Below are 14,834 nucleotides of genomic sequence, written 5' to 3' on the forward strand. Positions count from 1 at the left end.
TTAGTCAGTGCTGGAGAGCGGCACCTCTAAGTTATTCTTAGCATCGGTCACAGCACTGATTAATTCCGCCGGCTGATCAACTCCAATATAAATCCATCTTACCTGCCCAACTTGCCTGTTTAGTTCGATAAGAATATTTGGATTACCGGAAAAGTTAAATCGTTTTACAGCTTTCGACCTTGGAATGTAACCAGAGCTTTGAGTAATAGAATGGATATCGCTTAGACAAATATTCTTCTGATTAAAGAGGCCATACCTTACTAAGAGGCAGTCATTATTAAGAGATATTGGTCTACGCCCCATTGACCTATATTCGGCAACCAAGAATAGAAGCCCAAACAGAGTCAAAAAGCTGACAATATTTGCTGCCATTGGCGACCAAATAAAGTGTAAAAGGAGATGTACTATTAGCAGTTCGAATAAAATAATAAAAATGAATCCGAGAGCAGTAGTTTTTGCTCCAGCCCTCAAATGATAACTAAAATGCTTACTCCCGTGATATTGGCTTGGGTCAATGCGATGACCAAGGAACGTGAACATCCAAACACGGGCCTCGAACTCCAATATTTGTGCTAACACTCCCCCACCGGTATATTTCTCCACTGACGAGCGTATTGCGATATCAGGATCGTCATGGTTGATAGTTGCCGCCCTAATTGCCGAACACATTGTAGCTATAGCCGTCACTTCAACTATAACCAAGCCTGCCAATAGCAAGTATCTCCCCATCTCCAGGTATGGCCAAAGGACTTTACTTTGATTAGGGATAATGTAACTTCCAACCAATACTACCAGGCTCCCAAAGACCAGTATTTTTAGCAGTGCGTCCCGCTTATTTTCGGAACAAATTAAACACAGAATAGGTAAAACAATAAGGCCATCTATCAGTAGCAACCACTCGTAATTAGCGCGACCGTAATCATTTAGGGGGCCGTTAGAGCTATAGTATAAGCCCCAAAAAATGGAGATACAGATTAGAAATAGAAGTGGAAAAATCTTTTTTAGCGCCGCGTTCATTGCTTACCCTATCGAAAGAAGTGCAACGAGCAAAATTACAAACCTAAAGCTGTGACCTCAACCAATCCTTGAATTTGATAATACCGCGCGCAACCAAAAAAGGAACTAAAAACTGACCACTCATCTGAAGTGCAAACTTTGGCCAGAAATCTATTTCTTCAGAGAAGAATGACAGTACAAGATTGCCTGGAAATAAAAATGTACCGAAATATGGCCAACCCCCACCAATTATTTTCCAGTTATACGCAAATGCCAGTAAGCCGATAGTCAGGGAAATTACCCCTACAACCAGCGCAAACCGTAATCCTTTATCGTTAATCAACGTTGCAACTCCTTGCTTCATATAGATTACTTACCTCGAACAACCTCTTTCTTGATGTAAACACCCAACCTTTTAGCGAGACGCACCAAGTTCCCTCGGTCTACGGATAGTAATTTGGCCGCTTTACTCCAGTTCCCATCGGTCTCAGCCAGGGCACTCCCAATGAGTTCACGCTGATAGTTTTCCGTTTCCACCCTTAAATCAATAGCCTCAGACAGCGACTCTACCGGTTTCTGCGGAGGCTTCTGAATAACCAGGTCATCGGGAATTTCAATTTGTGCTGTAGTAATGGCAACAATAGCTTCTGGAGAGCTACCTTTGCGGGCCCTAAGGGCTGCGCGGCTGATAATATGTTCCAGCTCGCGAACATTACCCGGCCAAGCGTATCGCTGTAGCTTATTGGTGGCCTCTGAACTGAGACGCAACTGACGAAAACCCAACTTCCTGCGGGAGCGCTCCAAGAAGTAGTCTGCCAACAGCAGGACATCATTACCCCTCCGGCATAGCGGTGGGACTTCAAGGGGATATACAGAGAGGCGATGGTAGAGATCAGCTCGGAAAGTACCGTTTTCAATCCCTTTACGTAAATCCCTATTAGTCGCCGCTACAATACGAACATCTACATGCTGTACCGTATCCTTACCTACCGGCTGAATCTCACCACTTTGCAATACGCGCAACAATTTGCTCTGCACCACAAGCGGTAACTCGCCAACCTCATCCAGGAAAATAGTGCCGCCGTTCGCCAGTAAAAATTTACCGGGCCTCTCGCGATCTGCGCCGGTGAAGGCCCCTTTTGAGTGGCCAAAAAGTTCAGCTTCCGCCAGGGTTTCAGTCAGGGAAGCGCAGTTCAAATAGACTAAGGGCTTCTCCTTGCGAGTCGACAACCTGTGGACGGTACGGGCAACCAGCTCTTTCCCCACTCCCGTTTCTCCGAGAATCAGCACGTTGTAATCCGACCCAGCCACCAGCTCTATCTCACTGCGCAGGGACTGCATTTCCGCGCTCTCACCAATTAATTCGCCTCCATCCCGCTCCAGTGCCTGCTGGGTTAGGTCTTTCACCAATTGCTCAGCGTGCTCGGCAGAATGTGACAGGGCTTTTAGCTCTAAAGCTGTGCGTAAAGTGGCCGCAGACAGCGCGGCTATCAGCTCCAGGGTTCGATCACTGATTCGGGCATAGGCATCCGCAGACATGCTATCCACTGTTACCAGACCAATCAGATGGTTATCTGAATAGAGAGGCAAGCCCATACAAGAGTGCACGGGAAGATCTCCCTCCCTATCCAACAGCAAACCATCGAAGGGATCTGGTAGCTGACAGTCAGAGGGGAAGCGGACCGGGTGTTCCGAGGCGCAAATTTGCGCTAGCCGTGGATGCTCATCAATTAGGAATCGCCGCCCCAGAGTCCTTCGGGCAAGCCCCTGAACTGCGAGAGGGGTGAGTGTAGCGCCATTTAGCCCTAGCAAGGCAACAGCATCGCACTTGATCGCTTTGCGGATAGTAGAGAGCAGACGCTCAAAACGATCGCTGTTGTTAAGGCTATTAGCCAGGTCCAGAGCCACTTCAAGCAGTAAGGTTGCGTTGGTATCTACCATAGCCAAATCAGTCCAAAAGACCTTTAAGAGTCATTATGACACAGCAATCATAAAGGTCAATTTGACACATAAACACCAAGAATAAGCCGTAACCCGTTGTTTTTATTGGTATTTATATTTGGCATAGCAGTTGCTAAAGATAGATTGACGCCGTTTGAACCTGAGGCCGATATGCTGAATACGGAAAACCCCTTACTGCGTGAGCGTTTCAAGCTACTACTAAAAGCCGGTAACTTTACGCTGCTTCTGTCAGTTCCCCTGCTTATTCTGACGATTGTTATTTGCTATCCCCTGTCTCACCTGTTTTCAATTCCCACGCAGGTCGCCGGACATATCTTTATGGTGATTAGTGCGACGTTTCTAAAACTGGGCTACATAGGTCGCGTGGTTGCTCAATACAATCTGGACCTTGAGGTTCGATAAAGGCTGAACCGCCGCCTCCGAATTCCCCCCTTCCTATTAGCAGCGAATAAATCAACCCAGAGCCTCTGCTGGCTCTGGGGCTCTGCATTGCCCGACACCTCAAACCACCGTGGACTATACTGACAGTCTCAGAGATAGCATTTCCTTCTAGGGAGACTTATGGCTGCCCCTCTGGTTGAGCCAAGGTCTCTTTTACAGGCTCTATAGCATAAAGGGCCAAAGTCAGGGGGTATCAAAATTGGGCTTAGCCTATACAAGCAGTGAGCTGATAGCCCTTACCAGTGAATGGAAGCTAAGCGTAAGATCAACCTTCCATGCTCGCCCCCTAGTCCACCCAAGCGAAGTGCCGCAAGACACTCGCTGTTCTCCAAATAAGATCACTACCATATCACAGATAGGTAACAGCAATAGCCGGGGCCTGTATTCGCCTATTCAGGAGCAGACCTAAATGTGGGAAATGATCGATGATGGAATTACTTTCTTTGCCACTCAGAGCTACGCCACCCTCTTTACGATGTTTTGGATCGTGGTGGTATTGGAATTCCCTAGATATTTAATGTCGTTTTTTACCTCGGTATTCTTTTTCGCCACAAAACCAGAGTACGAGGAGGACATTGAATCCTTGGGCAGACTCACTGCAGTCATCGCCGGTCACAACGAAGAAAACTCTATTGAAAAGTGTGGCGAGCGCTTACAGGAACAGAGCTATATCCCCTATGAAGTCATCGCAATCAGCGATGGCTCCACAGATAAAACCCGAGACGATATTCATTACCTGCAAAACAAGGGCCGCTTGGATGGCGCTCATGCAACAGAACTGCGTGGAGGCAAGGCCTCAGCCCTCAACTTAGGACAGAGATTTTCAACTGGCGACTTTATCGCCTCAATTGATTGCGATTGCACCTTCGATCGCCACGCTATGAAATACGTGATGCAAGGCTTTGCAGATCCCAGGGTTGGCGTGGTTTCTGGTAATGTAATTGTTCGAAACTCCACAGAAAATATACTCAGCTCATTCCAGGCCATTGAATATGTAATCAGTATTTGCTTGGGGCGACACTCTCTAGCGATGCTCGACCAAATGTGTTGTGCCTCCGGTGCCTTCAGTGCTTTTAGGGTATCCGCAATGAATCAAATTGGCGGCTTTGATGCCGGCGGAGGAGAAGACTTAGATATCACCTTTCGTTTGCGGGATTACGGTTGGAAAGTGGAATTTGCACCTGAGGCGATTTGTTATACCGATGTTCCCACCAGCATAACCGTTCTAATGCGCCAGCGCTTTAGGTGGGAACGGGATGCTATTCGTCTTCGTTACCGCAAGTACCTGCATTTTATTAATCCGTTCCGCCAAGGAATGCAGCTAAAAGAGTTTTTTCACCAATATGAATTCCTGGTTTTCAATGTTATTGCCGCAATAGCTTTACCCGTCTATTTAATCTGGCTATTCGTGCGTTATGGCGAAAATGCCTGGTTTATTTTAGCGGGAGCCCAGGTTGTATTAATTGCACTCGATACAATTACCTTTGCTTTAGCTTCTTACGCAACCCCAAAAGTCAAGTCACTTCCCCTTTGGCCCTATATTCCTGCCTATAGCATCTTTTATGTAAACTTTATGCGAGTCGTAAGACTGTATGCTTATGTTCAGGAATGGATCTTTAGAACATCCTATAAAGATTCTTTCGCCCCTTTAAAAGTACACCGTGTTCGTGAGTAGCTTGAATGAAGGCTCTGCGAAAACGACTACGCCCAGATAGCTTCGAAAGCGAGCAGCGAAAAACCCGGGGATCTGCCAGCCGACGAATATATCTGGCTTTGTTAATCTTATTTGGCATTGGTGTTATCCGATATATATGGGGCGACTGGTTTTTACTACGAAGCGATGGGTTGGTACTACGCGATCAAAGCGTTATTGAAATGGGCTACTTGGTAAAAGTGGTAGAGGTTGCCGTAGATGAAGGGCAAGCTGTTCGAGAGGGCGAGCTACTCTTAAGGATTGAATCAATGGAGCTACTGGAGCGAATAGCCGATCTCTCCACCCGCCAAGCTAACCTAATACAGATTTCTGCTGAATTCACTTTATTGGCAGAGACTGCAAAAAAACTACTTACTCCCGCCAAGGAGCGTAAAGTACAAATTGGCCGAATCGTAGATAGAATCAATAAACTTGCAAATAGAGGAGTAGTCAGCGAAGTCGGTTACCAAGATGTATTGAAAGATAACTTCGAGGCCAGTGAGACCCTGGTAAAATTACAAGTTGAAAGCGCCACCCTGGAAGGAAAACGTAGATCTGTTGATGAGGCAATTTATCGCTCCGAACAAGCGCTAAGAAAACTGGAGGAGCATTACAATAACGGTATTATTCAAAGCCCCACTTCTGGTCTAGTTGGGGCTTCAGTCCCCCATGTCGGCAATGTCTATGATGCTGGGGAGCCCCTTATGTCTATCTACACCGGGGAAGCCTATGTCCTAGCCTATCTACCCAATCAATATCAATTCGTGATCAAGCCTGGAATGGAGGTATTGGTTACTGGTGGACGCTTTAAAGACAAAGGGGTACTTGTAGAAATGATCCCCCTCTCAGCCGCACTACCCCAGGAGTTCCAAAATACATTCAAGCCCACATCGCGTAATCAGTTAGCGAAAATAGTCTTACTTGACCCATCAAAATTTCCGGTGAACGAGAAAGTTACCATAACCCTAAAGATTGACTGGATTGATGTCATTATTGATAAATTTATTAATTAACTTCCCCAGATGACGACTACCTTCTATGTCATACAATTATTCCTAATTCCCGCCAGGGACGTAGGGCACCTATCCCTGCCTATTGCCAATTTTTCACCTATCTTTTCTTAAATACTCAACAATCTATTCAGTTAAAGGGACGCCATATACACTACAGGCTACACAGTTACGCATAACTGGCATGAAATAAGCTAAAACACTCAGTTAATCTTTCAAACGCCAGCTGTTATATAGGTGTGGAGGAATCAGCATCTCCTTTTTAAGTGACGAATATAGCTTTTTTCGCTGGCCCGGCGACTCTAAGGTGACATCGCATACCGGTGAATCCAAAGACGCTATTTTAATTGAGGAGCCAGCATCAGTAGATGACCTGACGCATATATGGCATATGCGTGGTGGCTTGTATCTACTCCCGGTTATTGATCTCACTGGAACAGTCGGCGAGAAGGCAGATCTGGATTGCTCAAAGCTTAGTGCGCAGGATATGCCCGTTGTGAGCCAGGTTATTGACGACTTTCACTATCGGCGCGCGCAAGTCCACCTGGATTTCCACACCACTCAGAAAGATAGCGACAAAATACTAGCGCGATTATTTGTATCTGGCGTAAGTCTCTCGCCGCACTATAGCCCCAACTCCAAAGCTACTGTTGATTTTAATATTATCCTCGATAGCCCGACGGTTGTGACGGAATGTGAAAAACTGATCGAATCAGGATTTCTACAGGGCAAGTTTTTCGATCGACGCCATATCTGTAACGGCTGTGGAGGTTCCCAGTTTAATGTCCGTGAAGAGTGTGCGGTATGCAGATCCTCTAACCTTACCGAAGACTTCTATCTGCACCATTTCAGCTGCGCCTACCTGGGACGCGAAGCTGACTTCAGGGAAGGTGAAGACCTGATTTGCCCCAAATGTCGAAAGGAGCTTTTACACTTCGGCAGTGACTACGACAAACCCGGCACACTACTTATTTGCAATGCTTGCGGCCATGCCAGCTCAGAAGTGGAAATAGGGTTTTTGTGTCTCAACTGCCAGATGGATACCGACAGCGAGTCAATCCGTACCGGTGATATTCATAGTTACGACCTCACTGAAAGAGCCAGCAGTTACCTTAGGGCAGGATACGCATTTCTCGATTTCACTGACCACAATCCCATGTTTGCCGACCTGCCCTTCACCCTGATCGTAGAACTCAACCAGGCGGCAAGAGCATGGAAAGAGAACAAAACAAATTTTTGCTTGGTGAATATCAACTATGAACATGCTCATGAACTCGAAGTCGAACATGGACCCCGACAAACAATGCAGAGCCGCCGCCAATTCATAGAGAACCTTCATGGAGTTTTATGTAGAGCTTACGAAGGTATACGGAAAGAGGACTTTATTACCGGGAAATATGAAGATTATATGGTTCTACATGGAATAGCTAAGGAGGACATACTTGAAGATCGCAGAGAAATGATCAAGATTGCCATGTCCTCCATAAGGCTGGATATTGGCCCCTACTTTAAAGTACTCGGGCCCGAGGAGCTTGTTTAAAAGAAAGCCGCCCGCCCTGTTACAACCACCTTACCCGAGCCGGCTAGCGCCTACAACTTACTCGATAACTCCCTAATTTCATGGTTCAGGATACGGTCGTTGTGACTGTAATCCACTGGCACATCCACGAGATGGACCCCACCCGCCCTACAGCATTTTTCTATCATCGGCTTAAACTCATCCGTGGCCGTTATTCTGTGGCCATGAGCACCATAGGATTTTGCATAGTCGACAAAATCAGGGTTACCAAAATCCAGACCAAAGTTATCAAACTCCATCATGGCCTGCTTCCACTTGATCATACCGTAGGCATCATCGCGTAAAATAAGTACGATGAGGTCAATTTTTAAACGAACCGCCGTTTCAATCTCCTGGGAATTCATCATAAAGCCCCCATCCCCACAAATTGCAACCACACGGCGGTCTGGGCATACCAACTTGGCAGCCATTGCCGAAGGCAAGCCCGCCCCCATCGTTGCCAGTGCGTTGTCGAGCAGCACGGTATTCGGGGCTAAAGCAGGATAATTCCGCGCGAACCATATTTTGAACATGCCATTATCAAGCGCAATAATGCCCTTCTCCGGCATTACTTCGCGGAGATCCTTTACCAGTCGTTGCGGACGAATTGGGAAAGTGGTGGTATTTGAGCCCTCCTGGATGTGCTTTTGAAGCGCGGCACGGATACGGTGCGCATCGGTAAAGCTCCAGTGATCCTGGGGTTCCAAGTGCTGGTCCAGCTGCCACAAGCTGTTGGCAATATCGCCAACCACCTCTATCTGCGGAAAGTAGACCGGGTCCACCTGCGCTGAATTGAAGTTGATATGTACAACTTCCGGGCCACCGGGACGCATAAAGAAAGGCGGTTTTTCTACAACATCATGACCCACATTGATAATCAGGTCGGCCTGCTCAATGGCCCGGTGAACAAAATCCCCATCCGATAGCGCGGTGTTGCCAATAAAGTGCGGGCCCGATTCATCAATTACTCCCTTGCCCATCTGAGTTGTGACCACCGGAATACCCAATTTGTCGACAAACTTGCGCAACATTTTGGCGGTTAATTTACGGTTTGCGCCTGCTCCCACCAACAGCAGAGGTTTACGGGATGCCTCAATCGCTTCTGCAGCTTTGCGCACTGCCTTCTCTTCGGCAATTGGCCTGCGGTTATAGCTGGGCTCCAAGACCGGCATGGTGGAGTGTTCACGGGCAATATCTTCAGGAAATTCCAAGTGGGTTGCCCCCGGCCGCTCCTCTTCCGATTGCCGAAAGGCTTCACGGACATGAGCTGGCACATAGTCGCCACCCACAATGGTCTTGGTGAACTTGGTGAGTGGACGCATCATGTCAACAATATCAATAATCTGGAACTGGCCTTGCTTAGAACTTTTGATAGGTTTTTGACCTGTGACCATCACCATCGGCATTCCACCGAGCTGGGCATAGGCTGCAGCTGTCACAAGGTTCGTGGCCCCCGGCCCCAAAGTAGACATGCAGACACCTGGTTTGCCCGTAAGCCGACCATAGGTAGCAGCCATAAAACCGGCACCCTGTTCATGGCGCGTGACAATTAGTTTTATCTTTGAGCCCCGCAAAGATTCCAGCATATCCAGGTTTTCCTCACCAGGAATCGCGAAAATATACTCAACGCCCTCTTTCTCTAGGGCACGAATAAAAAGGTCCGATGCTTTCATTGGGGAGGCTCCTGTAGTCCCGCCTTACTAACAATAAGATCCCCGCCAAAAGAGCTGTTTTTATAACTGCCTGACACGATTGCTCAATTACGCGGATACCTCTCTTACATCTCACTTTATCGGCTCATAAGTTTGCACCCTGCACAGTAGCTCACATGGTGCCTTAGCAATGTATTGCTAAGATCAGTCTCAGGGAAAATTAATTTCTTGCGCGCTGATACCCACCATCCAAGTGATGACAGCAAACTCCCTGATAAGTATTAAATCACTGCCTTTGTATGACACTGGATGATAAGAGTTGCAAATGGAATCTCGCTCAGAAGGCGCAAGAAAACACTGGGTTCTCTCACTTGCCGCTCTCGGGGTTGTATTTGGTGATATCGGTACCAGCCCACTCTACGCCTTTAAACTGATTTTCCACCCCCGGTTTGGAATTCCCCATAACACAGAGACCATTATTGGTGGGGTGTCTGCTGTCTTCTGGGCACTTACCCTCATTGTCACTATTAAGTACGTCATATTGGTAATGCGCCTGGACAACCGAGGGGAAGGCGGGATCATGGCGCTGATGACGCTGGCCCTAGAAGCGACAAAAGGGCGAGAATTATTAAGAAAGTTCATTATAGGCGGCGGGATCTGTGGCGCGGCACTATTTTTTGGTGATGCCGTTATCACACCAGCCATCTCCGTTCTCTCCGCAGTCGAAGGACTGGAGATAGTCAACAAAACTCTAAAACCGTTTATCCTGCCAATTTCTATCGGCATACTCTTTGGATTGTTTTTTGTACAGCGCTTCGGCACCGAAACCGTGGGGAAACTGTTCGGCCCGATTACCGCCATCTGGTTCTTAGTTTTGCTGCTCGCGGGCCTTTACTGGGTGCTCCAGAATCCTGTAATTCTCCACTCCATTAATCCCTTGCATGCTGTTAGCTTCCTCACTAACCATGGCATGGCTTCATTCTGGATATTAGGTGCAGTATTACTGGTGTTTACCGGAGGAGAGGCCCTATATACCGACATGGGGCATTTTGGACGCATGCCTATAAGAATTGCCTGGATAGGTTTGGTGTTCCCCGCCCTCGTGTTGAACTATATGGGACAGGGCGCTCTACTTATTAGTGACACCTCTGCGGTAGACAACCCCTTTTACCGGATGTACCCGGACTGGTCGCTCTACCCAATGATTATTCTTGCAACTGTAGCAACCTGCATCGCTTCCCAGGCCTGTATCTCGGGGACCTTCTCCCTGACAAAACAAGGAATCCAACTTGGCTTGATGCCCCGTTTTGCCATCCGGCACACGTCATCAGCACTCGTGGGGCAAGTTTATATGCCCGGGGTCAATTACCTATTAATGACAGCGGTAATACTAGTGGCAATTCTCTTTGGAAGCTCAGTCCACCTGGCTAGTGCTTATGGTGTGTCAGTGAGTGGCGCAATGTTGATTACCTCCTGCATTGCAGCAATCGTGTATCGCCACTACCTCAAATACAATCTGCTAATTTGCCTAGCTGTCGGCTCATTCTTTGCTTTTATTGATTTTGCCTTTGTTACTTCAAACCTGGCAAAGATTGGCCACGGGGGGTGGTTCTCTATAAGTTTAGCCGCATTTATTGCGATGCTGATGATTACTTGGAGAGATGGAAAAAAAGCAATAAATTGTTACTTGCAGGGTAAGAATTATAAATTGGAACCCTATTTAAACTCACTTTTTGATAACCCCCCATTACGAGTACCTGGAACAGCGATATTTGTGGGAACCAATCAACTCTTTGTACCTCATGCCCTAATATACAATTTGAAACATAATAGTGTCCTTCATGAAAAGAACCTTTTCCTAACCGTTACGTCGGCCAATACACCAAAAGTACTCCCAAAGAACCGAGCAATCATTAGTAAGATCAGAGAGGGATGCTTCAGGCTAATCTTACGTTATGGATATATGGAACGCCCAGATGTCGAAGGGGCCATAAATAAACTCAACAAAATGCACCTTTTGGATATAGATCCAAGTAAGTCTTCTTTCTTTACCTGCCGATACAATATATTTCCTGTTAAAGGTGGCTATAGCAAAATGGCAAATTGGCGAGAGCGGATCTTTGCTGCAATGGTAAGGAATTCAAGCAGTGCTATTGAATATTATCGTATCCCGGCTAACAGGACTGTCGAAGTACAAGAGAATATAATGATCTGAATTGACAAGCTATTTTATCAAATAACTGACGAGCTTATGAAACTCACCTTAGAGTATAGAGAGAAATAGTTAAAACATGCTGATCATACCAGCCTGCTTCCTTTACGGCTAATATGGAAGCAGGCTGTAGGCCGAGGAACCCCTAAATATCTAATTAGAAAGCACAAAGATATTCAGGAGCTCCCTACCCCATAATCAGTTCGCTTCACTCTTAAGTATAGAGGCCATATCACCGGACCAACGGCCGATTACTTGTGTTAGAGCTTTATTTAGCCCTGCCATTGAAGAGGAGTTGAATTTTTTAGCTTCTGGTTGGCTCAAGAACTCCTCATATTTCGCTAGGCTTGCATCGTCGAATCCTTGATAAGTTTGCACGAAAGAGAGAGTTACAAATTGCTCAACATTTTGACGCATCTGGGGCTTCATTGCCTCCATTTGTGCCTTATAAGCATCTAGATTGATCTCTTGGCCGGGAGCCATCACTGCCATCACTGCGGAATAGACAGCAATACCCGTAGAGACCTGCATCTCCATCGCTATATCGGTAGCACCAACAAGCTGATCAATACGAGTTGCCATTTCAACGCGCTTTGTGTCAGCCATCAACTGCTGTGCATTAGCCATCAAATTCTGGAATGCCTCTTCAGAGCTTCCTTCCTCTTCAGCCTTAGTAATTTTCTTACCGATATCTGACTCATACCAAGCCAATAAGACCTCAACATCTTTATCGGTCAGAGAAGTACTCAGTGACGAGCGCACTTCTTCCATAATGATGGACGGTAAAATTGTATTATCTGCACTTTCAAGAATCTTTTGCAGTTTATCCTGAGGAATTGGTGCACCTTGCTGTACGCCTTCCGCAAATCCAGATTTTACTAGCTCAGGAAACCCCTCAACCTGCTTGGTGAAACCCGATACAAGCAGAAGCTTATCCAAATTGTCTGCTTTATCGGCAGCCAGGCATAATGAGCAAAAGGTGCTGATGAATAAAGCAAATATAACTTTTACAGCTTGAGTTCCCATAGGAAGCCCCATATGAAAGTGAATTTGATCGCCATTATGCCGATTGACTCACAACAATCAATCAAAAAGCCCTAACCATTGCAAAACAGACGTACCACAGCTTTGCTATAAAGAGCCTAAATAACCCCCAACTCAGATAGTTTCTTTCTGGCAATTTCAATTCTTTTCTTTTGTACTTCCCGAAAACTGCTGCCATCTATGTTAATCGCAAAATAATGAATATTGTTATTGGACTCTACAATTCCAATATACCAGCCTAAAGCCTTATTTTTAGCTATTGGCCCTCCTCCTGTTTTTGCATATAACTTATAGGTATCAGTCTCCTCTACCAGCATCACTTCTTTAATTTTATCTATAGCTGACTGCGATACAGGTAATTGACCAGTAAATAAACGTTCCAGGAAGTCTACCTGCTCCAACGCGGATATTTTGATACTCTCATTGAGCCAGAAGGTATCAATACCAGACGAAGCATCCCGATTACCATAATTAAAACCTGCCAAATACTGATTCATTCTCTTAGCGCCAATCTCCGTTGCTAATTGCTGATAGATCGGAACCGCTGAATTTTGAAATGCTTCGCGAATTGTCAAAGGTCTTTCTGACCAGATTGTAGGCCACCACCCTTTAGCCGGGTATTTGTCATGATTATAGGTTAGCTCTTGTAACAGGTTCTCAACTAAACCCAAGTCAAGTGCAATAAGGGTATTTGGAACCTTAAAAGTAGAGAATGGTGTGAACTGCCTGGCTGCCCTCTCCCTATTAATTACCGTATATTCTGAGGTCCGACTATTCTTGAGCACAAAAGTACATAACTTGCTACATGAGCCCCCATCTTCTGCAATCACCGAGTTGCTGACACCAAAAACCAATATTGCAGCAGTGATAAACCATATAAAGTGTTTCAACCGGAATCTCCTTGATTTAGAGTGCGTGATACCCGAGGAACATCAATAAATTTAATCCGGATAAACTGGGTAATTAGCACACCGAAAAGTACCTTTCGGATATTGGGAGGAGTTACTTGGCAAGTCAAGTAACTAAGAGACTAACAAACAGTCCTTATTAAGTAATAACTGTACCATCATTTAGAATTTAGGAAATACTGCCAACTGAACAAACTAGGCTTGGCGTTTCCTATTGATAAACGCCAAACCTTTTGTGTAAAAAGCAAGCAAAGCTCTAGCTTTGAGCTATCTTAATTTCTGCGGTCTGAGTTATTCCCCATATCCCACAGAATTGGCTGATCGCCACCCATAATAGTTGAAGGCATCTGGCCATTCCATTGCTGCGCGCGGATATATTCAACCAAGGTATGGTTTCTGGCAATCGCATCAGCTTTTGCTTTAATCGCTGCGGCTTCCGCTTCCCCTTTCTCCAGAATCGCAAAAGCTTCCGCCTCGGCCTCTACACGAATCTTATGGGCTTCACCATCTGCTTTAGCTTTGGTGGCATCACGGCGCGCATTAGCAGTATTCACCTCACGTTGCGCTTCCAGCTTTTGACGTTCCAATTTGTGCTTTTCGGCAGCCGCCAGGTTCAACTCTGTCTGCTTGGTTTCAATAGATTGGATGTACTTGGGAGGCAAGCTGATGCTCTCAATCTGTACATCTCCCAATTCCATAGGCAACCCCTTGGTTTCCTCCTCCAAGAGTTCCTCAATACGTCGAATTGCTGCATTCCGGTTCTGGATAATCTGCTCTGCCTTGAATTCAGCCAAACCAGCTTTACTGGCGCTTCTCAGCCTGGGATCGAGAATCCGCTGTTCAAATTGTTCCAAACCGCCATATTGCTTATACAAATCAATGGCTGCACTGCGAGTTACCGTCCAGTTCACCGCAGTCACTGCTTTTAACGGCATTTGTTCTGCAGTGGCGGCATTCATCGTCTCAACATTTTTCCGGGTTCTTACTTCGATTTCGACCACATTGTCCATAAATGGGACTTTCGTATGAATTCCAGGATCAACCTGTGAGATTGCCTTACCAAATCGCTTTACAATTCCTACGTGCCCCTCGTCAACCGTGAAAACAGTCCCCATGGCGATAGGAATAATCAGTAATGCAACACCAGCGAAAATTCCCTTCTTAAGATTTTCCACAAACTTTCCTTTAACTACTTACATCCAAAAACGGTTCTTAACTTCAAAGATGAATACATAAGCGGATATTCTTTAATCCCTATATTTCTAAACCAGAAGGGAGTACCAAATAAGCCCCACTAAAATTCACTCAAAATGACACGCAGGATAATATAGATAATTTTTCAATAAAAAAAGTGTGAC

The 14,834-nt window shown here is 46.0% G+C and carries 12 protein-coding genes; 5 read left to right on the forward strand and 7 right to left on the reverse strand.

Annotated features, from left to right (window positions below):
- From ACJJIS_RS11060 to norR, 3 genes are read right to left on the reverse strand one after another with little or no spacing between them, the layout of a single operon-like run.
- Complete coding sequence (locus ACJJIS_RS11060) at positions 1-1,017, reverse strand: hypothetical protein (RefSeq protein ID WP_475710304.1); 1,017 nt, start codon at positions 1,015-1,017, stop codon at positions 1-3.
- Positions 1,018-1,060: 43 nt separating this feature from the next.
- On the reverse strand, positions 1,061-1,360 hold the full coding sequence (locus tag ACJJIS_RS11065; protein ID WP_475710305.1) for a hypothetical protein: 300 nt from the start codon (positions 1,358-1,360) through the stop codon (positions 1,061-1,063).
- A 5-nt stretch (positions 1,361-1,365) separates the two neighbouring features.
- Positions 1,366-2,937 (reverse strand): nitric oxide reductase transcriptional regulator NorR, encoded by a 1,572-nt coding sequence (gene norR, locus ACJJIS_RS11070; RefSeq protein ID WP_475710306.1) that lies wholly within the window; start codon positions 2,935-2,937, stop codon positions 1,366-1,368.
- Between the two features lie 171 nt (positions 2,938-3,108).
- Here norR and ACJJIS_RS11075 point away from each other — a divergent pair, with 171 nt between their 5' ends.
- The 4 genes from ACJJIS_RS11075 (at position 3,109) to ACJJIS_RS11090 (ending at position 7,642) form a co-directional block, all read left to right on the forward strand.
- On the forward strand, positions 3,109-3,360 hold the full coding sequence (locus ACJJIS_RS11075) for a hypothetical protein (RefSeq protein ID WP_444908164.1): 252 nt from the start codon (positions 3,109-3,111) through the stop codon (positions 3,358-3,360).
- A gap of 448 nt (positions 3,361-3,808) precedes the next feature.
- Positions 3,809-5,074 (forward strand): glycosyltransferase family 2 protein, encoded by a 1,266-nt coding sequence (locus tag ACJJIS_RS11080; RefSeq protein WP_444894014.1) that lies wholly within the window; start codon positions 3,809-3,811, stop codon positions 5,072-5,074.
- A 5-nt stretch (positions 5,075-5,079) separates the two neighbouring features.
- Complete coding sequence (locus ACJJIS_RS11085; protein WP_413662141.1) at positions 5,080-6,105, forward strand: HlyD family secretion protein; 1,026 nt, start codon at positions 5,080-5,082, stop codon at positions 6,103-6,105.
- A 304-nt stretch (positions 6,106-6,409) separates the two neighbouring features.
- Positions 6,410-7,642, forward strand: coding sequence for a TackOD1 domain-containing metal-binding protein (locus ACJJIS_RS11090; protein ID WP_475710307.1), 1,233 nt, complete (start codon positions 6,410-6,412; stop codon positions 7,640-7,642).
- 50 nt (positions 7,643-7,692) lie between these two features.
- Here ACJJIS_RS11090 and ACJJIS_RS11095 read toward each other — a convergent pair whose 3' ends face one another.
- Positions 7,693-9,333, reverse strand: a complete 1,641-nt coding sequence (locus ACJJIS_RS11095) for an acetolactate synthase large subunit (protein ID WP_475710308.1) — start codon at positions 9,331-9,333, stop codon at positions 7,693-7,695.
- A 304-nt stretch (positions 9,334-9,637) separates the two neighbouring features.
- On the opposite strand from ACJJIS_RS11095, the gene ACJJIS_RS11100 reads away from it, so the two are divergent.
- A complete protein-coding gene (locus tag ACJJIS_RS11100; protein WP_475710309.1) occupies positions 9,638-11,527 on the forward strand; it encodes a potassium transporter Kup in 1,890 nt (629 codons plus the stop codon).
- A gap of 195 nt (positions 11,528-11,722) precedes the next feature.
- Here the strand turns inward: ACJJIS_RS11100 and ACJJIS_RS11105 are convergent, their stop codons facing one another.
- The 3 genes from ACJJIS_RS11105 to ACJJIS_RS11115 all read right to left on the reverse strand — a co-directional run bounded on the left by ACJJIS_RS11105 (position 11,723) and on the right by ACJJIS_RS11115 (position 14,651).
- Positions 11,723-12,550, reverse strand: coding sequence for a DUF2059 domain-containing protein (locus ACJJIS_RS11105; RefSeq protein ID WP_444908159.1), 828 nt, complete (start codon positions 12,548-12,550; stop codon positions 11,723-11,725).
- A gap of 116 nt (positions 12,551-12,666) precedes the next feature.
- A complete protein-coding gene (locus ACJJIS_RS11110; RefSeq protein WP_444897471.1) occupies positions 12,667-13,458 on the reverse strand; it encodes a penicillin-binding transpeptidase domain-containing protein in 792 nt (263 codons plus the stop codon).
- Positions 13,459-13,748: 290 nt separating this feature from the next.
- On the reverse strand, positions 13,749-14,651 hold the full coding sequence (locus ACJJIS_RS11115; protein ID WP_444897472.1) for a prohibitin family protein: 903 nt from the start codon (positions 14,649-14,651) through the stop codon (positions 13,749-13,751).
- Positions 14,652-14,834: the final 183 nt, after the last annotated feature.

The organism is Microbulbifer maximicatervae (SeqCode), assembly GCF_056231245.1.